General features: G+C 70.3%; 18 protein-coding genes and 1 other RNA gene. 8 read left to right on the top strand and 11 right to left on the bottom strand.

What is annotated here, in order from left to right; translation table 11 throughout:
- Positions 1-54: 54 nt before the first annotated feature.
- An RNA gene (ffs, locus tag CFK38_RS04300) (signal recognition particle sRNA small type) lies at positions 55-151 on the bottom strand.
- A 297-nt stretch (positions 152-448) separates the two neighbouring features.
- Between ffs and CFK38_RS04295 the strand changes: the two genes are divergently transcribed.
- A complete protein-coding gene (locus CFK38_RS04295) occupies positions 449-2017 on the top strand; it encodes an alanine/glycine:cation symporter family protein (protein ID WP_096801969.1) in 1569 nt (522 codons plus the stop codon).
- A gap of 239 nt (positions 2018-2256) precedes the next feature.
- On the opposite strand, the gene CFK38_RS04290 is transcribed toward CFK38_RS04295, so the two are convergent.
- Positions 2257-3261: an aldo/keto reductase family protein gene (locus tag CFK38_RS04290; RefSeq protein WP_096801968.1), complete on the bottom strand. Its 1005-nt coding sequence runs from the start codon at positions 3259-3261 to the stop codon at positions 2257-2259.
- Positions 3262-3387: 126 nt separating this feature from the next.
- Here CFK38_RS04290 and CFK38_RS04285 point away from each other — a divergent pair, with 126 nt between their 5' ends.
- Entirely contained in the window at positions 3388-3885 is a 498-nt protein-coding gene (locus CFK38_RS04285) for a DUF779 domain-containing protein (protein WP_096801967.1), read from the top strand.
- A 395-nt stretch (positions 3886-4280) separates the two neighbouring features.
- A complete protein-coding gene (locus CFK38_RS04280) occupies positions 4281-5657 on the top strand; it encodes an NAD-dependent succinate-semialdehyde dehydrogenase (protein WP_096801966.1) in 1377 nt (458 codons plus the stop codon).
- Between the two features lie 48 nt (positions 5658-5705).
- Here CFK38_RS04280 and CFK38_RS04275 read toward each other — a convergent pair whose 3' ends face one another.
- From CFK38_RS04275 to CFK38_RS04265, 3 genes are all read right to left on the bottom strand, one after another.
- Entirely contained in the window at positions 5706-6869 is a 1164-nt protein-coding gene (locus CFK38_RS04275; protein ID WP_096801965.1) for an FAD-dependent monooxygenase, read from the bottom strand.
- Between the two features lie 73 nt (positions 6870-6942).
- Entirely contained in the window at positions 6943-8994 is a 2052-nt protein-coding gene (locus CFK38_RS04270; protein ID WP_096801964.1) for an ABC transporter ATP-binding protein, read from the bottom strand.
- Positions 8991-10754, bottom strand: coding sequence for an ABC transporter ATP-binding protein (locus CFK38_RS04265; RefSeq protein ID WP_096801963.1), 1764 nt, complete (start codon positions 10752-10754; stop codon positions 8991-8993). Before CFK38_RS04265 ends, CFK38_RS04270 begins: the two co-directional genes overlap by 4 nt.
- Positions 10755-11105: 351 nt before the next feature.
- Between CFK38_RS04265 and CFK38_RS04260 the strand changes: the two genes are divergently transcribed.
- Positions 11106-11339 carry a FitA-like ribbon-helix-helix domain-containing protein gene (locus CFK38_RS04260; protein WP_096801962.1) on the top strand — a complete coding sequence of 78 codons (234 nt, stop codon included), beginning with the start codon at positions 11106-11108 and terminating at the stop codon, positions 11337-11339.
- Positions 11336-11797: a PIN domain-containing protein gene (locus CFK38_RS04255; RefSeq protein ID WP_096801961.1), complete on the top strand. Its 462-nt coding sequence runs from the start codon at positions 11336-11338 to the stop codon at positions 11795-11797. The genes CFK38_RS04260 and CFK38_RS04255 overlap by 4 nt, the downstream gene beginning before the upstream one ends.
- Positions 11798-12001: 204 nt before the next feature.
- On the opposite strand, the gene CFK38_RS04250 is transcribed toward CFK38_RS04255, so the two are convergent.
- The 4 genes from CFK38_RS04250 to arsB all read right to left on the bottom strand — a co-directional run bounded on the left by CFK38_RS04250 (position 12002) and on the right by arsB (position 15793).
- On the bottom strand, positions 12002-12703 hold the full coding sequence (locus CFK38_RS04250) for a potassium channel family protein (protein WP_218192346.1): 702 nt from the start codon (positions 12701-12703) through the stop codon (positions 12002-12004).
- Positions 12696-14057 (bottom strand): TrkH family potassium uptake protein, encoded by a 1362-nt coding sequence (locus tag CFK38_RS04245; protein ID WP_245851216.1) that lies wholly within the window; start codon positions 14055-14057, stop codon positions 12696-12698. The genes CFK38_RS04250 and CFK38_RS04245 overlap by 8 nt, the downstream gene beginning before the upstream one ends.
- Before the next feature lie 189 nt (positions 14058-14246).
- Positions 14247-14684, bottom strand: a complete 438-nt coding sequence (locus tag CFK38_RS04240) for an arsenate-mycothiol transferase ArsC (protein ID WP_096801960.1) — start codon at positions 14682-14684, stop codon at positions 14247-14249.
- The gene (gene arsB / locus CFK38_RS04235) at positions 14681-15793 is read right to left on the bottom strand and encodes an ACR3 family arsenite efflux transporter (protein ID WP_096801959.1); all 1113 of its coding nucleotides are present in this window, start codon (positions 15791-15793) and stop codon (positions 14681-14683) included. Before arsB ends, CFK38_RS04240 begins: the two co-directional genes overlap by 4 nt.
- Positions 15794-15877: 84 nt before the next feature.
- Here arsB and CFK38_RS04230 point away from each other — a divergent pair, with 84 nt between their 5' ends.
- Positions 15878-16321, top strand: a complete 444-nt coding sequence (locus CFK38_RS04230; protein ID WP_096801958.1) for an ArsR/SmtB family transcription factor — start codon at positions 15878-15880, stop codon at positions 16319-16321.
- Between the two features lie 45 nt (positions 16322-16366).
- Here CFK38_RS04230 and CFK38_RS04225 read toward each other — a convergent pair whose 3' ends face one another.
- Both CFK38_RS04225 and CFK38_RS04220 read right to left on the bottom strand, forming a co-directional pair.
- A complete protein-coding gene (locus CFK38_RS04225) occupies positions 16367-17065 on the bottom strand; it encodes an LrgB family protein (RefSeq protein ID WP_096801957.1) in 699 nt (232 codons plus the stop codon).
- Positions 17062-17463: a CidA/LrgA family protein gene (locus CFK38_RS04220; protein WP_096801956.1), complete on the bottom strand. Its 402-nt coding sequence runs from the start codon at positions 17461-17463 to the stop codon at positions 17062-17064. Before CFK38_RS04220 ends, CFK38_RS04225 begins: the two co-directional genes overlap by 4 nt.
- 75 nt (positions 17464-17538) lie before the next feature.
- On the opposite strand from CFK38_RS04220, the gene CFK38_RS04215 reads away from it, so the two are divergent.
- Positions 17539-18114, top strand: a complete 576-nt coding sequence (locus CFK38_RS04215) for a GNAT family N-acetyltransferase (RefSeq protein ID WP_218192345.1) — start codon at positions 17539-17541, stop codon at positions 18112-18114.
- A gap of 218 nt (positions 18115-18332) precedes the next feature.
- Complete coding sequence (locus tag CFK38_RS04210; protein ID WP_096801955.1) at positions 18333-18980, top strand: twin-arginine translocation signal domain-containing protein; 648 nt, start codon at positions 18333-18335, stop codon at positions 18978-18980.
- The last annotated feature ends 11 nt before the right edge of the window (positions 18981-18991 follow it).

Genomic DNA, 18991 nt, shown 5'->3' with positions numbered 1-18991 from the left:
GGTCCCCCTACGCTACGCATCCCCCGTGTCGCTGACCAGGGCTCGCATCGGGCATGAAGCGACCCCTCGTGCACCTGCCAGAGCTCACCTGCCCTTGCTGCCGTCAGGCCCTGGGGGAGTTCAGCAAGATGACACCGCACGAGGGGTCGCGAACAAGTGTACCGGCTTCTCGGCCTCCTCCTCGAACTCGAGAAAGCGACTCTGCTCACGACACGCCAGCATCCACTGGAGACGGCCCGCCCCCATCGGTCCGACCTGGGACGTCGCGGCCCCCATGCTCCGATGTAGGTCACGAGACGGCAACGGGGGCCCGAAAGACCCCGCAGAGCCCGGCGTGTCCGGTATGTTCCATCCAGCACCCGAAGGTGACGCCGCTCACCCTTGCGCGCGATATCCCCTGCGCGCGACTCCCTGGGTGTCGTCGCTTCCCCTACCCCCAGGAGCACACATGTTCGCCGAAATGATCGATGGCGCCAACAATCTGATCTGGTCCATCCCGCTCATCGGTGGCCTGCTCATCGTCGGCCTGTACTTCACCATCCGCACCGGGCTGCTCCAGCTCCGCAACCTCCCCGACATGCTCGATCAGCTGAAGAAGGGCGAGGTCTCCCCGGACGGCACCTCCTCCTTCCAGTCGCTGATGATGTCGCTGGCCGGACGCGTCGGGATGGGCAACATCGGCGGCGTCGCCACCGCGATCGCGTTCGGCGGCCCCGGCGCCGTGTTCTGGATGTGGGTCTCCGGCTTCCTCGGCGCCTCCACCTCGTTCATCGAGTGCACCCTGGGACAGATCTACAAGGAGAAGGACCCGGACACCGGCGAGTACCGCGGCGGCCCGGCCTTCTACTTCGAGAGGGCCTACAAGCACAAGGCCCCCCGCCTGTCGCTGTTCTACGCGATCCTCTTCTCGATCGTCACCATCGTCGCGATGAGCTTCTTCCTGCCCGGTGTGCAGGCCAACGGCATGGCCTCCGCGATCGACAACGCCTGGGGCATCCCCACCTGGGTCACCGCCATCGGCCTGGTGATCCTGCTGGGCTTCATCGTCATCGGCGGCGTCAAGCGCATCGCCCACTTCGCCATGATCGCGGTCCCGGTGATGGCGATCGCCTACATCATCGTCGCGATCATCGTCTTCTTCATGAACTTCGAGGCGATCCCGCGCGTGTTCGGGCTGATCTTCGCCAGCGCCTTCGGCGTCCAGCCGATCTTCGGCGCGATCATCGGTCTGGCCGTCAAGTGGGGCGTCCAGCGCGGCATCTACTCCAATGAGGCCGGTCAGGGCACCGGACCGCACGCGGCCGCGGCCGCCGAGGTCTCCCACCCGGCCAAGCAGGGCTTCGCCCAGTCGTTCTCCGTCTATGTCGACACCCTGCTGGTGTGCAGCGCCACCGCGTTCATCATCATCTCCACCGGCATGTTCAACACGTACTCCGGGGACTACCCGGGTGCGGACGCCGCCACCGAGGCCGATACCGTCGGCCGCGGCATCGGTGACCTCAGCCTGCAGGTCGAGCCCGGACCGGGATACGTCCAGCAGGGCCTGGACGCGGCATTCCCCGGATGGGGCCCGACGTTCATCGCCATCACGCTCGCGTTCTTCGTGTTCACCACGATCGTGGCGTACTACTACATGGCCGAGGTCAACCTGACCTACCTCACCCGCAAGATGAAGAATCGTCTGCTGGCGCGGGCGATGCAGCGCTTCCTGCAGGCACTGGTGCTGGTCTCCGTGGCCTACGGTGCGGTGACCTCCGCGGGCGCCGCCTGGGGCCTCGGTGACATCGGCGTGGGCTCGATGGCCTGGCTGAACGTGATCGGCATCCTGGTCCTGCAGGTACCTGCCCTGAAGGCGCTGAAGGACTACCGCCAGCAGAAGAAGGCCGGCCTGGACCCGCAGTTCGATCCGCGCAAGCTCGGGATCGAGAACGCGGAGTTCTGGGAGCTGCGCGCCGACGGTCGCACGCTCCAGGGCCGCAGCGGCGGTGCGCTGGAGGACGAGGGCGTCTCCAGGTGACCTGATCCTCAGATCCGCGGTGGCCGGCTGCCCACACCCGTCGGCTGCCCACCGTGGTCGACTACTGGCACCCGTCGGCTGCCCACCGTGGTCGACTACCCGCACCCGTCGGCTGCCCTCCGTGGTCGACTACTGGCGTCAGAGCGATGCGTATGCCCATATGGCCGTACAGAACGCTCTGACGCCAGTAGGCGACCGCCGTCCGGGGCTGCCGGCCGCCGTCCGGGGCTGTGCCGGGCTCAGGCCAGGCGCTGCGCCGGGGAGAGGGTCTTGGCGGGGTCCGTCTCGGGGATCTCGCCGAGGACCTCGTCGAGGCGGGCCTTGACCTCGGCCTCGAGCGTCACGCCGGCGGCCTTGACGTTCTCGGTGACCTGCTCGGGGCGGGAGGCGCCGATGATCGCGCCGGCCACGTTGTCGTTGCTGAGCACCCAGGCCACGGCGAGCTGCGCCGGGGTGAGGTCCAGCTCCTCGGCGATCGGGGCCAGGCCCTGCACGGCGGTGAGCACCTCGTCGTTCAGGAAGCGCTTGATCATGTCCGCGCCGCCCTTCTCGTCGCGGGCGCGGGAGCCCTCGGGCGCCTCAGCGCCGGGCTTGTACTTGCCGGTGAGGATTCCCTGGGCCACCGGCGACCACACGATCTGGGAGATGCCCAGCTCGCGGGAGGTGGGGACCACGCGCTCCTCGATCACGCGCCACAGCATCGAGTACTGGGGCTGGTTGGAGATCAGCTGGATGCCGTGCTCGCGGGCCAGCTGGTGGCCGGCGCGCAGCTGGTCGGCGTTCCATTCGGAGACCCCGATGTACAGCGCCTTGCCGGAGTGGACGACGTCGGCGAACGCCTGCATCGTCTCCTCGAGCGGGGTCGCGTAGTCGTAGCGGTGGGCCTGGTAGAGGTCGACGTAGTCGGTCTGCAGGCGCGTCAGCGAGGCGTCGATCGACTCGCGGATGTGCTTGCGGGACAGGCCGGTGTCGTTGTGCCCCTTGGGACCGGTGGGGAAGTAGACCTTGGTGAAGATCTCGAGCGACTCACGACGCTCGCCCTTCAGCGCCTCGCCGAGGACGACCTCGGCGGCGGTGTTGGCATAGGTGTCGGCGGTGTCGAAGGTCGAGATGCCGGCATCGAGGGCGGCGCGCACGCAGGCGCGGGCGCGGTCGTCCTCGACCTGGGAGGCATGGGTGAGCCAGTTGCCGTAGATGATCTCGCTGATCTTGAGGCCGGAGCGGCCGAGGTGACGATGTTCCATCCGTTCACCCTAGGACCGGCCCGCCGTGCGCGTCAGCGGGTGAGGCGTATGCTGGTGACGTGCGTCACTGCCACATCGTCGTCGGCCGTCGCCCACGGTCGGCGGTCCTCCTGGAAGGAGTCGGAGATGAGCACGTCCTCCACCGCCCGGGCCCCGGGCCGCACCGGTCCCGGCCCTCAGCCCGGCCGGCCCCCGGCCCCTGGCCTGCCGGAGCCCACCGCGGGTGATGACATCCTCGAGATGGAGCCGACGGTCGAGGGTGAGGACTTCTCCCGCGTCGCCTTCACCGGTGCCGCACTCACGCAGATCCAGCGCCTCATCGACCGCAACGGACCGCTGATGTTCCACCAGTCCGGCGGCTGCTGCGACGGCTCCTCCCCCATGTGCTTCCCCGAGGGGGACTTCCTCACCGGCGATGCGGACGTGAAGATGGGCCATGTCCAGGTGCCGCTGCCGGACGGCGGCACCTCACCGCTGGACTTCTGGATGAGCCGCGAGCAGTTCGCCTACTGGCGCCACACGCACCTCACGATCGACCTGGTCGACGGGCGCGGCGGCGGGTTCAGCCTCGAATCGACCGACGGGAAGCGATTCCTGACCCGCTCGCGGATGCTCACGGACTGAGCGTCCCGCCGCCCGACGAAGGGACCGCCATGACCGCCCGCCCCGCACTGCCCCCGGAACCACCCGGCCTGCCGCCGGAGGCGACGCTGCCACCCCCGAGCGAGCCGCCGATGACCCCACCGGGGCGGCCCCCCACGGATCCGCCCACCGACCCACCGGGCCACCCTCCCGACGCACCACCCACCGGCCCGCCGATGCCGATCCCGGGACGGCCGCCCGAGCCGTCGCCCGAGCCCGCGCCGGACCCGCCGACACAGCCCGAGCAGCCCACGCCGCCGGAGCCCCCGCCGGACGCCCCGCCCTCGACACCCTTCTGAGCGGCCTCCCGCCCCGCCCCGACGACCGATCGGACGGTCCGCCTTTACAGATCCGGAGGGTCGGACCAGGGTGGGCGGATGGCTGGATACACGACGACCAACCCGACCACGGGACGGACCGACAAGGAATTCACCACCCTCGGCAGCACGGAGATGGAGCGCGTGCTCGCTCAGTCCCATGCCGAGTTCGACCGGTGGCGCGCCACCGCGGCGCAGGAGCGCGCCGCGATCCTGGAACGGGTCGCCGACGCCTACAAGAACCGCTCCCGGGAGCTGGCAGAGCTGATCGCCGTCGAGATGGGCAAGCCGCTGGCGCAGGCCCTCGGCGAGGTGAAGCTGGCCGGGTCGATCTACCGCTGGTACGCCACCCACGGACCGGAGCTGCTGCAGCCCGAACAGCTGGATCCGCAGGGTGCGCAGGAGTCGCTGGTGCAGACCGAGCCGATCGGCCCGCTGGTCGGAGTGATGCCCTGGAACTACCCGTACTACCAGGTGGCGCGCTTCGTCGCCCCGAACCTGATGGCAGGCAACACGATCATCCTCAAGCACGCGGAGATCTGCGCCGGCTCCTCGGAGGTCATGGCGGAGATCCTGCACGAGGCGGGGGTCCCACAGGGTGCCTACGCCAACGTCTTCGCCTCCCACGAGCAGATCGCCGACATGATCGCCGATCCCCGGGTGCGCGGGGTGTCCCTCACCGGCAGCGAGAGGGCCGGGGCAGCGGTCGCGGAGAATGCCGGCAAGCACCTGAAGAAGTCGGTGCTGGAGCTCGGCGGGTCCGATCCGCTGATCGTGCTCGACGATGCGGACCTCGAGCAGGTCGCTCGGACCGTCGCCACCGCGCGGCTGTCGAACGCGGGGCAGGCCTGCAACTCACCGAAGCGGATCTTCGTGCCTGCGGCGAGCCTCGAGGCGTTCGTCGCGACCGTCGTCGCGGCCTTCGAGGACGCGACTATCGGAGATCCGCTGGACGAGAGCGTCGACGTCGGCCCCCTCTCGTCGGTCGGTGCCCGGGACACGGTCGTCGAGCAGGTCTCGACCGCTGTGCGCCAGGGCGCGACGCTCCATACGGGCGGACAGCCCCTCGAGCGCGACGGCGCCTTCATGCAGCCCGCGGTGCTCACCGGCGTCACGCCGGAGATGGACGCCTACACGGAGGAGATCTTCGGGCCGGTCGCCGTGATCCACGGGGTCGCCTCGGAGGAGGAGGCCGTCGAGCTCGCCAACGACGTCCCGTTCGGTCTGAGCGGCTCCGTCTGGGGCACCGATCTCGAGCGCGCGAAGGACGTCGCCGACCGTCTCGACGTCGGGATGGCCTACGTCAACGAGCACGGGACGACGCGGGCCGGCCTGCCCTTCGGCGGCGTGAAGCGCTCCGGTTTCGGGCGGGAGCTGGGCCGCTGGGGCATGGGCGAATTCGTCAACACCCGGCTGCGCCGCACGTCGGCCAGCTGATGCCCGGCAGCGTTGCCCGGGGCCGGGCGGCAGCCGGCCCGTCACCTCTCAGGGGGCGATGAAGCTCCGCGTCACCAGGCGGCTCACGCCGGGCAGGCCCACCACACGCCGGGCGATCTGCTGCCCGCGCAGCTGCGCGGGACTGGACGGGGTGAAGAAGGCGGCGCTGCGCCGACCGGAGCGCTGCACCTTCTCCGCCGTCGGCCGCCAGCGGCGCTCGTACTCGGCGAGTCCCGCCTGGACATACGGTCCGGTCGCGCGCAGGCTCCTGGCCAGCGCTTCGGCGCCGGCGATCGCGACCGAGGTGCCCTGCCCGGCCAGCAGCGAGGGAGCGTGGGCGGCGTCGCCGGCCAGCACGATGCGGCCACGGCTCCATCGCGGCGCGATCGCCTGGGCGACCAGGTCGTCGTAGAAGCTCTCCGGGGCGTGGACGAGGGCCCGATCCACCTGCGGATGCAGCCCGGCGAACTCCCGCTGCAGCCGCTCCCGGTCGGGGGTGGGCCGCTTGGTGCCCGCGGCCCGCACCCGCTCGGCGAGCATCACGCCGACCCGGGAGTCGTCGGCCGCGTACGCCCAGCCCACACGGCCGACGGTGTCGGTCATCAGCATCCGCTCCCCCAGCTCGGCGGCGAGCTCCGGATCGTCGTACAGGTAGCTCGCCACCCGGTAGCCCATCGGCACGATCGGGCCGTGCCCCGGGGCGACCAGCTCCCGCGCCACGGAGCGCACCCCGTCGCAGGCGACGATCAGGTCGGTCTCGAGCGTGTTGCCGTCGGCGAGGTCGACCGCGGCGCGGCCGGACGCGCCGGCGTCCTCGAGCGCAGGGTCACGGACCGCCGTCACCCGTGCCGAGCAGCGCAGCTCCACCGACTGAGGCAGCACCGCCAGCAGCCCCAGCTCCACCTCGGGACGCAGGATCGAGAAGTAGCGGCCGCCCGCGGCCGCGACCAGCGGGCCCACGTCGATGCGTCCGGATTCCTTCCCGTCGGGGGTCCCGTAGCGCACCCCGTCGAAGGCATGCCCCCGCGAGCGGAGCTCCTCGATGATGCCCATCCGCTCGGCGGCGAGGAAGCCGGGGCCGAAGAAGTCGATCATGAAGCCACCGCCGCGGGGGCCCGGTGAGGACTCCAGCACGGTGACGGCGTGGTCGGGGGCGAGCTCGTGGGCGAGGGCGAGGCCGGCGATGCCGCCGCCGATGATCGTGACGTCCATGCCCCCGACGCTACCGGGCAGGCGCGGCGCTGCCCATGGGGGATCCCCGAGAACCTCGCCCGCAGCGCGCTTGCTACGCCTCGGTCGCCGTGCTCTCCTCGGCCACGGCCGCGATCTCGCCGGTGACGGTCAGCGATCTCTCGAGCACCGCCTCGTCCTCATCGGGGTCGGTGCCCGCGGCGAACTGCGACCAGTACAGGCGGTGGTAGGCGCCCTCGGCCTCGAGCAGCTGGTCGTGGGAGCCCTGCTCGACGATGTCGCCGTGCTCCATCACCAGGATCACGTCCGCATCGCGGATGGTGGAGAGGCGGTGGGCGATGACGAAGCTGGTGCGGTCGGTGCGCAGCGCGGCCATCGCCTCCTGCACCAGCACCTCGGTGCGGGTGTCCACGGAGGAGGTGGCCTCGTCGAGGATCAGCAGCGCCGGGTCGGCGAGGAAGGCGCGGGCGATGGTGATCAGCTGCCGCTCGCCGGCGGAGACGTTCGCGCCCTCGTCCTCGATGACGGTGTCGTAGCCCTCGGGCAGGGTGTGCACGAAGCGGTCCACGAAGGTGGCGGTCGCGGCGGCGACCACCTCGTCGTCGCTCGCATCGAGCCGGCCGTAGCGGATGTTCTCCCGGATGGTGCCGCCGAACAGCACCGCGTCCTGCAGCACCATGCCCACGCACGAACGCACCGCCCCGCGGTCCAGCGCACGGATGTCCACGCCGTCCAGGCGGATCTGCCCGGCGTCGATCTCGTAGAACCGCATGATGAGGTTGACCAGAGTGGTCTTGCCGGCGCCGGTGGGGCCCACGATGGCGATGGTCTGCCCCGGCTCTGCGGTCAGCGACAGGTCGGTGATCAGCGGCTTCTCCGGGGTGTAGGAGAAGGCGACATGGTCGAACTCGATCCGGCCGCGGGTGGGGCCGGTGAGCTCGGCGCGCTCGATCCGGCGTGCGCCCTCGGCGCCCGCGGTGATCTCGCCATCGGCCTGTTGCTCCTCGGCATCCAGCAGCTCGAAGATCCGCTCCGCCGAGGCCACGCCGGAGATGAGCATGTTCGCCATCCCGGCCACCTCTCCCAGCGGTGCGTTGAACTCGCGGGAGTACTGGATGAAGGCGGTGACCTGGCCCAGCGACATCTGTCCGCTCGCGATCCGCAGACCGCCGACCACGGCGATGCCGACGTAGCCCAGATAGGTCACCCACTGCATGATCGGCATGATCATGCCGGAGTAGAACTGGGCCTTGAACGAGGCCTCCCACAGCTCCTCGTTGCGCTCATCGAACTGCTCGCGCATCGCGTCCTGACGGTCGAAGACGGTGACCAGGTCGTGGCCGGTGAAGGACTCCTCGACGTGCCCGTTCAGCCGCCCGGTGTGCCGCCACTGCGCGGTGAACAGCTTCTGGGACCTCGAGCCGATCAGGCCGATGGCGACGGCGGAGATCGGCAGCGCGATCAGGGCGATCAGGGCCAGCTGCCAGGACAGCCAGAACATCATCACGGTGATGCCCACGAGGGTCAGCACCGCGTAGACCAGCGAGGCGAAGGCCTGCTGGAGGGCGGTCTGGACGTTGTCGACGTCGTTGGTGGTGCGGGAGAGCAGGTCACCGCGCTGGCGGGTGTCGAAATAGCTCAGCGGCAGCCGGTTGACCTTCGCCTCGATCTTCTCGCGCAGCACGTAGACGATGCGCATGACCACGTCGTTCAGCAGCCGGCCCTGCAGCCAGTCGAACAGCGCCGCGATCACGTACATGCCCAGCACCATCAGCAGCAGGCGGCCGAGCGCGTCGAAGGCGATCCCCTCCCCGCTGAGGAAGCCGTCGAAGATGACGTCCATCGCGTCGCCGAGGATCAGCGGCGCCCACACCGAGAGCACGGTGGAGACCAGCCCGAAGGCGAGCACGATGGCCAGGCCCAGCTTGTGGTCGCCGAAGGTGCTCGCCAGGCGCAGCGCCGAGGGCCAGAAGGCCTTGGCCTTCCGCGGCGCGGACTCGCCCCATTCGTTGCTCATCGAGTCCTGCATCTCCAGGATCTCGGCCTCGGTCAGCTCGGCCGCGGGACCGCCGGCCTTGCCGGTGGTCGGGCCGGCGGCCTTCGCGGTCGCCTCCTGCGAGCGGCCGCTCTTCTTCCGCGCGCTCATACGGCCTCCTCCACGGTGATCTGGGAGTCGACGATCTCCCGGTAGGTCTGCGAGCGCTCCAGCAGCTGCTCGTGGGTGCCGCGGCCCACGATCCTCCCCTCCTCGAGCACCAGGATCTGATCGGCGCCGGTGATGGTGGAGATGCGCTGGGCGACGATGATCGTGGTCGCGCCGTGGGTGTGGCGGTCCAGGCCCTCGCGGACCAGCGCATCGGTGGTGACGTCCAGCGCGGAGAAGGAGTCGTCGAAGACGTACACCCGCGGCGCGGCGACCAGGGTGCGGGCGATGCACAGGCGCTGGCGCTGCCCGCCGGAGACGTTGGTGCCGCCCTGGGAGACGGTCGACTCGAGCCCGATCGCCGCCGCCTCCCCCTCACCGGTGGTGCGGTCGGCGACGAACTCGGTGCCCTGGGCGACGTCCAGCGCGTGCCACAGCCGCTCGTCGTCGGCCGCCGGGTCGCCGAAGCGGAGGTTGTGGGCGATGGTGCCGGAGAACAGGTAGGGCTTCTGCGGCACCAGGCCGACGGTCTCCGAGATGGTGGCGCGGGCGAGGTCGGTGACCGGGACGCCGTCGAGCAGCACCTGGCCGCTGCTCGCGTCGTGCAGGCGCGGGATGAGGCTGACCAGGGTGGTCTTGCCGGCGCCGGTGGAGCCGATGATGGCGGTGGTCCTGCCGGCCTCGGCGGTGAAGGTGACGCCGTCGAGCACCGGGGCCTCGGCGCCGGGGTAGGCGAAGGTGACATCGCGGAACTCGATCTCCGCACCGCCGCCGGCCGCTCCGAGGACGACCGGCTGCGCGGGTTCGGCGAGGGTGGGGACGGTCTCGAGGACCTCCTGGATGCGGCGGGCGCTGATGATCGCGCGCGGGAACATCATCATCATGAAGGTGCCCATCATGACCGCCATCAGGATCAGCAGCAGGTACTGCATGAACGCGGTCAGCGCGCCCACCTGCATCAGTCCGGCGTCGACCCGGTGGCCGCCGAACCAGAGCACGGCGGCGGTGGCCAGGTGCAGCACCACGGTGATGGCCGGGCCCATGATCACGAACAGCCGGCCGATCCGCACCGAGGTGTCGGTCAAGGTGGCGTTGGCGGTCTCGAAGCGGGCGGTCTCGTGCCGCTCGCGCACGAAGGCGCGCACCACGCGGATGCCCATGATCTGCTCGCGCATCACGGAGTTGATGGAGTCGATATTGTCCTGCATCCGCTGGAACAGCGGCATCAGCTTGGTGACCAGCAGACCCACGATGAGCATCAGCAGCGGCACCGCCACCCACACCAGCCAGGACAGCCCCGGGTCCTCCCGGATCGCCATGACGATCCCGCCGATGGACATGATCGGCACCATGACCATGAAGTTCAGCGTCATGAGCGCCAGCATCTGCACCTGCTGAACGTCATTGGTGGCGCGCGTGATCAGGGTGGGAGCGCCGTAGCGGCCCATCTCCTCGGTGGAGAAGCGGTCCACCCGGGTGAAGATCGCGCGGCGGATGTCCCGGCCCATCCCCATCGAGACCCGGGCACCGCACCAGACCGAGGCGATCGCGGTGACCACCTGCGCCATCGCGACGACCAGCATGACGCCGCCGACGCGCCAGATGTAGTCGGTGTCGCCCGTGGCCACGCCGTTGTCGATGATGTCGGCGTTGAGGCTGGGCAGGTAGAGGGTCGCGAGGATGGTCGCGAGCTGGAGCACGATCACGGCGGCCACGAGCGGCAGGTACGGCCGGACGTGGCGTCGGAGGAGGGTCCAGAGCATGAAGAGGGATCCTTGACGAGAAGAGCGGAGGCGCGAAGCCGTGCTGCGCGGCGAGGACTATGGAACGGCCGACTCCGACGCATTCTGCGACGGGTCCGACAGCCCATGGACAGGACCGACGATAGGTGCGGGGGCGGACAGCCCCTGTCCGCACAGAGAGCCGCGGTCAGACGTGACCGCGGCGGTCCATTGTTCCGGATCGCACGTCCCGCCGCACCCGACTTTCGGAGGTGGCCCCGGCGCTCCGAAGCACATTCGGCCACCGGGTCCTCCCACCGCGCGAGCAGTGACCATGGCGGGTCGGACACCCGTTTGATATCATTGATATCACCCAGAGGGAGGAGGTGCCCCATGGCTCAGCTGCTGGTCAGAGATCTCGATGACAACGTCCGCCAATGGCTCCGCGAACGCGGCGCGCGGAACGGCCGCTCGATGGAAGCCGAGGCCAGGGACGTGCTCACCCGGGCGCGTCGCACCGATGTCGAGGACCCGATCGGCAGGATTCTCACGTCGATGCAGGGGCGAGGGGTCAAGCCGGTTGACGTCCCCGACCAGAAGGACCACGACGCCGCCTCGTTCTCGTGACCGCGCGGGTCCCCTCGGCAGTCATCCTGGACACGAACGTGCTCTTCGAACTTGCCCGCCCGCGCCCGGAGCCGACGGTCGTCACCGCGCTGCAGCGGATCAGCGACCGCTCCTATATCTCAGTCATCTCCCTCGCCGAGCTGCGGCTCGGGGTGGAGTTCCTGGAGGAGGGTCGACGGCGCAGCGAGCTGCTCCATCACGTCCGTTCCGTACAGGACGCCTACCAGAGCCGAACACTCCCCCTCGCCGCGACCGTGGTGGAGAACTACGCCGTCAACGTGGCGCTCCTCCGACGCCGCGGCATCAGCATCTCCGTGAACGATGCGTACATCGCCGCGACCGCAGTCACCCACGACGCAGTGCTCTTCACCCGGAACCTCAGGGATTTCCAGGGGTACCCCGGCCTCGAGGCGATCAGCCCGTGGCCGTCTCCCCACCCTGACACCCCCGGGGCCTGAAGCGCTCGGGAGATGCCCGCACCCACCGTTCGACGAGGTCGTCCGGGATCGGTCCGGCCGGGGTGGAGGCGATGCCGGTCCTGGTCGCCTGCTGCCAGGGCGAGAAGGCCGGGTGCGGGGCCGTAGCGGTCGTGAGCACGGGATCCTCGCGCGACCGACGTACGGCGGTCTTCGGGCGGCCCCTCGTCCGGTGCCCCGCGTCCCTCAGGACATCGCGCGGCTGAACCGGTCCGCTTGCCGGATGGGGCCGGTGACCAGGATGGTGTCCCCCTCCTGCAGCACCGTGTCCTGGGTGGCGCTCTGCCAGGTGCCACCGACCGGTTTCACGGAGGTGACGGTGACGCCGTAGCGTCGGCGGATGCCGCTGTCACCGAGCCGGGTCCCGGCGTGCTCGGCGCCCAGCGCGGTCTTCACCATCGCGAAGTCGGTGTCGATCTCGATGAAGTCCTGCATGCTGCCCAGCACGAGGTGGGCGACCCGTCGGCCCATGTCCTTCTCCGGGTAGATCACGTGCGGGATGCCCAGCTGCTCGAGGATCAGTCCGTGGGGGTCGCTGACGGCCTTCGCCCAGATCTTCTGCACACCGAAGCGCAGCAGCAGCGAGGTGACCAGGATGCTGGACTGGATGTCGCTGCCGATCGCGATGACCACGCGCTCGAACTCGGGGATCGAGAGCTGGCGCATCACGTCCTCGTAGGTGGCGTCGGCGACGACCGCGTGGGTGATCCGGCCGTTGAGCGCCTGGACGGTGTCCTCGCGCACGTCGATGCCGAGCACCTCCGCGCCCTCGTCCATGAGCTCGAGGGCGAGGGACTGCCCGAAGCGGCCCAGGCCGATGACCGCGACCGATCTGTCGGAGGTCGGGCCGGCGGAGAGACCTGTGCGGAAGAGTCTGTGCTTAGCCAATGATCGGCCTTTCCTTGGGGAGGTCGTAGAGGAGCGTGCGGCGGCGCAGAGCCAGGCCGGTGGCGACCGTGATCGGGCCCAGCCGTCCGGTGAACATGAGCGCCACGATGATCAGCTGCGCGCCGACGGGGAGGCCCGCGGTCATCCCGGTGGACAGGCCCACGGTCGCGAAGGCCGAGACCACCTCGAACAGGACCTGGTCGAGGGAGAAGTCGGTCATGAGCATGATCGCGATCGTGGAGACGGCGACGAGGCCGACGGCCATCACGATCACGGTGATCGCCTGACGGTGCACCGCCCGGGAGAGCCGCTTGCCGAAGACGGTGATGGCCCCGGCGCCGCGCAGCTCGCCGAGCATGAGGAAGAACAGCACGGCGAAAGTGGTGACCTTGATGCCGCCCGCAGTGCCGGCGGGGCCGCCGCCGATGAACATCAGCAGGTCCATGCCCAGCCAGGTGGCGGGATCCATCGCGCCGGTGTCGATGGTGTTGAAGCCCGCGGTGCGGGTCTGGGCGGACATCGCGAAGCCGTTGAGGATCCGCAGGTGAGGAGGCATCCCGCCGAGGGTCGCCGGATTGGTCCACTCGAGCGCGGTGATGTAGACGGTGCCGAGGACGAGCAGCAGCGGCGTCGCCGCGAGCACTATCCGGGTGTTCATGGTCCACAGACGCACGGTGCCCAGGTGCTTCCTCAGCTGCATGAGCACGGGGAACCCGAGCCCGCCGAGCACCGTCGCGCCGCTCGTGGTCAGAAGCACCACGGGGTCGTCCCGGAAGGACATGAGACTGTCGCTGTAGAGCGCGAAACCGGCGTTGTTGAACGAGGACACGGCGTGGAAGACACCGAGCCACAGCGCCCGCCCCCAGGTCTCGTCGTGGGTCAGGGCGAAGCGCAGCGTGAGGATCACCGCCGCGACCGCCTCGATGAGCAGCGAGATCCGCACCACGCTGATCACGAGGGTGCGTACGTCCTCGATGCCGAAGCTCTTGACCTCCGCGGCGGCGGTGAGCTTCGAGCGCAGGGACAGCTTGCGGACCACGGCGATCCCCACCACGGAGGCGAAGGTCATCACGCCGAGGCCGCCGAGCTGGATCAGCGCGAGGATCACGACCTGCCCGAAGGTGGTCCAGAAGACGGGGGTGTCGACCACGATCAGCCCGGTCACGCAGAGTGAGGACACCGCGGTGAACAGCGCCTCCATCACCTCGGCGCCGCCGGCGCCGGTGGAGGCGGCCGGGTGCATCAGCAGGAGCGTTCCCAGGACGGCGCTGAGGGCGAAGGCGAGGAAGACGGTCCGCGTGGGACGCGGTCGCCGATCGACGGTGCGAGGCTGGAGAAGCCCGAATGTGAGCACGCGCGGAATGCTACGCCCGCCACGGGCCGGCGAACGCCTCTGCTGATCAGACAGCGGCGGCAAGCCCCCTCCGGCACTGCGGTGCTCCGCTGGCCGGTGCCCCGCTCCGGCCGTTGTGCTGCCCCTCCGTGCGAGCGTCGTCGTGGCGGTGGATGTACGCCTCGACCTCGCCTGCGGGGGCGCTCAGCGTCATTCGGCCGTGAGCTCCGCAAGCAGCTCCTGCACCCGTCTGTCGATGTCGTCACGCACCAGGCGCATCCGCTCGGGCCCCTCGATGCCGCGCTCGGAAGGCTCGTCGGTGACCCAGGTGGTGATGGTGCCGGTCATGCCGGGGACGGGCTCGACCGCGGCCTCCTCCCCCAGCACTACGACCCGGTCCACGCGGGCCAGCAGCGCGGGATCGATCGGCTTCGTGACGCCGGCGGACATGTCCGCGCCGACCTCGGCGACCACTTCGGCCGAGAGGGTGTTGATCGCGGTGCCGGGCCTGGTCCCGGCGGAGTGCACCTCGACGGCGCCCGCGGCCCGAGCCTCCATGAGGGCGGCGGCCATCTGGGACTTGCCGCCGTTCTTCACGCACACGAACAGGACGGATGGGACGGAGGAGACGGAGTTCCGGATGCTCATGCGGTGACCTTCTGCTCGCGGCGAGCCGGGACGGTGGGGTCACCGGGGAACAGGCGCTTGGCCAGCCACAGCGAGACGTAGACCAGCCCCACCAGCACCGGCACTTCGATGAGGGGGCCGACGACGCCGGCGAGCGCCTGCCCGGAGGTGACGCCGAAGGTGCCGATCGCGACCGCGATGGCGAGCTCGAAATTGTTCCCGGAGGCGGTGAAGGCGACCGTGGTGGACTTCGCGTAGTTCAGGCCCACGGCGCGCGCCACGAACAGCGAGAGCAGGAACATCCCCACGAAGTAGGCCAGCAGCGGCAGGGCGATGCGGGCCACGTCCCAGGGGCTGGAGGTGATCGCCTCGCCCTGCAGGGCGAACAGCAGCACGATGGTGAACAGCAGTCCGTACATGGCGAACGGGCCGATGCGGGGCAGGAAGCGGTTCTCGTACCAGTCCCGCCCCTTGGCCCGCTCCCCGAACGTCCGGGTGAGGAAGCCGGCCAGCAGCGGTATCCCGAGGAACACCAGCACCGACAGCACGATCGCGCCGACGGAGAACTCTGCCGAGGTCACGGGCAGACCCAGCCAGGAGGGCAGCACCTGCAGGTAGAACCAGCCGAGCGCCCCGAAGGCGAGCACCTGGAAGACGGAGTTGAGAGCGACCAGCACGGCCGCGGCCTCCCGGTCGCCGCAGGCGAGATCGTTCCAGATGAACACCATCGCGATGCAGCGGGCGAGGCCCACGATGATCAGCCCGGTGCGATATTCGGGGAGGTCGGCGAGCAGCAGCCAGGCCAGGGTGAACATGAGCGCCGGTCCCAGGATCCAGTTCAGCACCAGGGACAGGACCATCAGCTTCCGATCGGCGGTGATGCGCCGGGTCTCGTCGTAGCGGACCTTCGCCAGGACCGGGTACATCATCACCAGCAGGCCGATCGCGATGGGGAGGGAGATGCCCGCGACGGACATGCTCTCGAGCGCCTGGTTCAACCCGGGCACGAGACGGCCCAATGCCAGGCCCAGGATCATGGCGGCGATGATCCAGACCGGCAGGAAGCGGTCCAGGAACGACATCTCCCCGGCGACACCGGTCGGTGCGCTGGGTGCGGTGGTCGTCGTCATGACGGGGTCTGCCTCTTCCTATAGACGGATATCGATGCGCACGCTAGCCTGCCGCATAGACGAACGTCAATGTAAGGTGTGCCGATGCCCTCCACCCCGTCCGTCCGCCCGGCGAGCCTCACGATCCGTGACGCGGCCGCCGGGTCCGACACCTCCGAGTGCAGCCCGCGGCCGGCCGCGGGCGCCTCGTCCTGCGCGCCGGAGGCGTCGACCGCACTCGACTGCTGCGCGCTCGGCGCCGGCCCGATCGACGCCGCGGAGGCGGAGCATCTGGCCCTGCGGCTGAAGGCGCTCTCGGACCCGACCCGGCTCCAGCTGCTCTCCCATGTGGCCGCGCAGGGCTGCGGGGACGTGTGCGCCTGCGATCTCACCGCGCCGCTCGGCATCTCGCAGCCCACGGTCAGCCACCACATGAAGAAGCTGGTCGAGGCCGGTCTGCTGACCCGCGAGCAGAAGGGGCGCTGGGCGCACTATTCAGTGGTCCCCTCGGCCTTCGCGGAGCTGCGAGCCTTCCTCGACCTGGGCTGAGACGGATCCCGCCGCGCGGCCGCGCCCGGTCAGCTCGTCCGCCGGTCAGCTCGTGGCGAGCGCCGCCACGATCGGCAGCACCATCGTCATCACCAGGGCGTTCAGCACCATGGCGGCGCTGGACCAGCCACCGGCCACGGTGGAGTCGGAGAGCACCCGGGAGGTGCCGATGCCGTGCGAGGTGAGGCCGACGGCGAAGCCGCGCGCCCGCTCGTCCCGCACCCGCGCCAGGGACAGCAGCGCGGGGCCGAACGCCGCGCCCAGCACCCCGGAGACCATGGTGAGCACGATCGCGAGCGGCACGGAGGCATGCAGCGCCTCGGCGATCGACAGCCCGACGGGCGAGGTCACCGAACGGGGCAGCGCGGCACGGAGCACGTCGTCCCCGACACCGAAGAGCTGCAGGACTCCCACGGTGATCGCGATGCTGAACACTCCCCCGGCGATCAGGGCGGCGGCCACCGCAGGCGCCGAGCCGGCCAGCGCCCGCCCGTTGCGCAGCAGCGGCAGGGCGAGGGCGACGGTGGCGGGGCCGAGGAGCATCGTCAGCAGGCCCACCTGCTCGAGGTAGACGCTGTACGGCAGACCCGTCAGCAGCAGGACCGCCGCGACGATCGCGGTGGTGACCAGCACCGGGGAGAGCACCCCGGGCCGGCCGAGACGGTGGTAGAGCCAGTACGCCACGAGGTAGGCGCTGAGCGTCAGGGCGAGGCCGAAGACGGGCAGGTGGATGAGGGTGCTCATGCAGGTGCCTCCCGGCCTCGTCGGCGGTCCTGGCGGCGCAGCAGAGCCTGCAGCACCATCCCGGAGACGATCAGCGGCATCAGGAAGGAGCCGCCGACGGCGAGCGCGAGCGGCAGCGCGTTCTCGGCGAGGGTCCGCAGCTCCAGGATGATCCCGACGCAGGGCGGGACGAACAGCAGCTGCAGGTGGGCCAGCAGGGGCGCGGCGGCCGGTTCCGCGGCGCGGACCACGACTCGCGTGGGTCGCAGGATCCCGAGCAGCACCAGCAGCACGACCCCGAGGACCACTCCGGGCACGGGCAGGCCCAGCAGGGCCGACGCGGCCAGGCCCACCAGCTGCGCGAGCAGCAGGACCACGAGGCCGAGCAGCACGGGGGGCAGGAGGGCGGCGCGTGACATCCCGGCCAGGGTAGCCCGAGGGGCCTCGTCGCCACCGCGTTGACCACGGCCGCCGACCCGGCCCACACTGCTTTCGTGACCTCGTCCCCCGCGCCCCGATCGTCCGCGCCGCTGAGCTTCCCGCTGTGCGGCGGTCGGGTGCTGCTGCGCCCCTTCGAGACGACAGACGTCCCAGCCGCCCATGCCGTTTACGGGGACGAGGAGGTCATGCGGTACGTGGGCGAGGGCGGAGCTGTCCCACCCGAGGAGACGGCGCGGATGATCGCGGGCTACCGCCGTCACCAGCGTGAGCATGGCTTCGCGTGCTGGGCCGTGGTGGACCGCAGCAGCGGAGAGCTGGTCGGTGATGCGGGGCTCGAGGTCACCGAGCGCGGCATCGAGCTCGGATACACCCTGGCACGCGTCGCCTGGGGACGGGGTCTGGCCACGGAGGCTGCACGGCGGTGCGTCGGAGCCGCCTTCGGTCCACTGGAGCTGCCGCGCCTGGTCGCACTGGTCGATGTCGAGAACCCCGCCTCGGCGCGGGTGCTGGAGAAGATCGGCTTCATCCGCCTGGGTCGCGACGTGGCTTTCGGTCGGCCACATCACGCCTTCGAGCTCACTCCCGATCACTTCGCCACGTCGCGCACTGATCCGTCCGCAACCTCCTGACCAGCACAGGAGCCGGGGTCGCCGGCATCGATGGGCCGATTGTGCGCTGAGCCGCACGAGCGGAGGATCACGCCGGACTTGCCGGGACGGGGTCGCCTCGCAGAGCGTGGAGGACCCCTCGACGGCCGCAGGACACGACCTGCGGACCGAGGAGTCGTCGTCCCCGGCGGCGGTCCGAGGCGTCCCTGCACCGCCCCATGCACCCCGGAGGTATCGGGTTGACCAGCCCCCTGCACACCACCCTCAGCCGGCGCACCGCACTGCGCGGCCTCGGCGTCATCGGCCTCGCTGCCGCCGTCGGCCAGTTCGCCACCTCGCAGGCCCACGCCGCCAGCGACCTGGTGGTCATCGACCAGAAGGGGACCGGGCGCTGGGGGCCGGAGAACTGCGGCCCCACGTCGGCCGTCATCGCCCTGGTCGCCGCGGGCCGGCGGGTCGAGCATTACGTCTCGGGAGCAGAAGGCTCTGCGAGGGGCGGGAACGCCCGCGCCGTCCAGGAGATGCGCGCCCGCTGCGGCCTGTCACCGTGGGGCGACCCGACGATCAAGACCGTCGACTACACGGGCGCCTATCTCGGTGACCTCGAGACGGGGATCCGCGATACGGACGGCACGGCCACGCGCGCGCTGTACGAGGAAGGGCTCGAGGCCGCCGCCCACGGGTCCGTCGTGATCCTGCACGTCCACCACGGGAGGCTGCTCGGGGAGGACGCGGACTACGGCCACTTCGTCGTCGCCCAGGGCGAGGACGCCGGCGGGAACATCCTGGTCTCGGACCCGGGGCGGGCCCAGCGGATCGGCATCACCGGGTACTCGCACGATCACCTGCTGCAGGCCCGGCAGGGTGACTCCACGATCGTCAGCTGACCGCCGCGGCC

The organism is Brachybacterium vulturis (assembly GCF_002407185.1).
Taxonomy (GTDB): Bacteria; Actinomycetota; Actinomycetes; order Actinomycetales; family Dermabacteraceae; genus Brachybacterium; species Brachybacterium vulturis.
This window is presented reverse-complemented; position numbering and strand designations above follow the sequence as displayed.

Excerpts from the sequence above, each read along its gene's own strand:
- CFK38_RS04295 (WP_096801969.1), top strand. The coding sequence starts at position 449 with ATGTTCGCCGAAATGATCGATGGCGCCAACAATCTGATCTGGTCCATC.
- CFK38_RS04290 (WP_096801968.1), bottom strand. The coding sequence starts at position 3,261 with ATGGAACATCGTCACCTCGGCCGCTCCGGCCTCAAGATCAGCGAGATC.
- CFK38_RS04285 (WP_096801967.1), top strand. The coding sequence starts at position 3,388 with ATGAGCACGTCCTCCACCGCCCGGGCCCCGGGCCGCACCGGTCCCGGC.
- CFK38_RS04280 (WP_096801966.1), top strand. The coding sequence starts at position 4,281 with ATGGCTGGATACACGACGACCAACCCGACCACGGGACGGACCGACAAG.
- CFK38_RS04275 (WP_096801965.1), bottom strand. The coding sequence starts at position 6,869 with ATGGACGTCACGATCATCGGCGGCGGCATCGCCGGCCTCGCCCTCGCC.
- CFK38_RS04270 (WP_096801964.1), bottom strand. The coding sequence starts at position 8,994 with ATGAGCGCGCGGAAGAAGAGCGGCCGCTCGCAGGAGGCGACCGCGAAG.
- CFK38_RS04265 (WP_096801963.1), bottom strand. The coding sequence starts at position 10,754 with ATGCTCTGGACCCTCCTCCGACGCCACGTCCGGCCGTACCTGCCGCTC.
- CFK38_RS04260 (WP_096801962.1), top strand. The coding sequence starts at position 11,106 with ATGGCTCAGCTGCTGGTCAGAGATCTCGATGACAACGTCCGCCAATGG.
- CFK38_RS04240 (WP_096801960.1), bottom strand. The coding sequence starts at position 14,684 with ATGAGCATCCGGAACTCCGTCTCCTCCGTCCCATCCGTCCTGTTCGTG.
- arsB (WP_096801959.1), bottom strand. The coding sequence starts at position 15,793 with ATGACGACGACCACCGCACCCAGCGCACCGACCGGTGTCGCCGGGGAG.
- CFK38_RS04230 (WP_096801958.1), top strand. The coding sequence starts at position 15,878 with ATGCCCTCCACCCCGTCCGTCCGCCCGGCGAGCCTCACGATCCGTGAC.
- CFK38_RS04225 (WP_096801957.1), bottom strand. The coding sequence starts at position 17,065 with ATGAGCACCCTCATCCACCTGCCCGTCTTCGGCCTCGCCCTGACGCTC.
- CFK38_RS04220 (WP_096801956.1), bottom strand. The coding sequence starts at position 17,463 with ATGTCACGCGCCGCCCTCCTGCCCCCCGTGCTGCTCGGCCTCGTGGTC.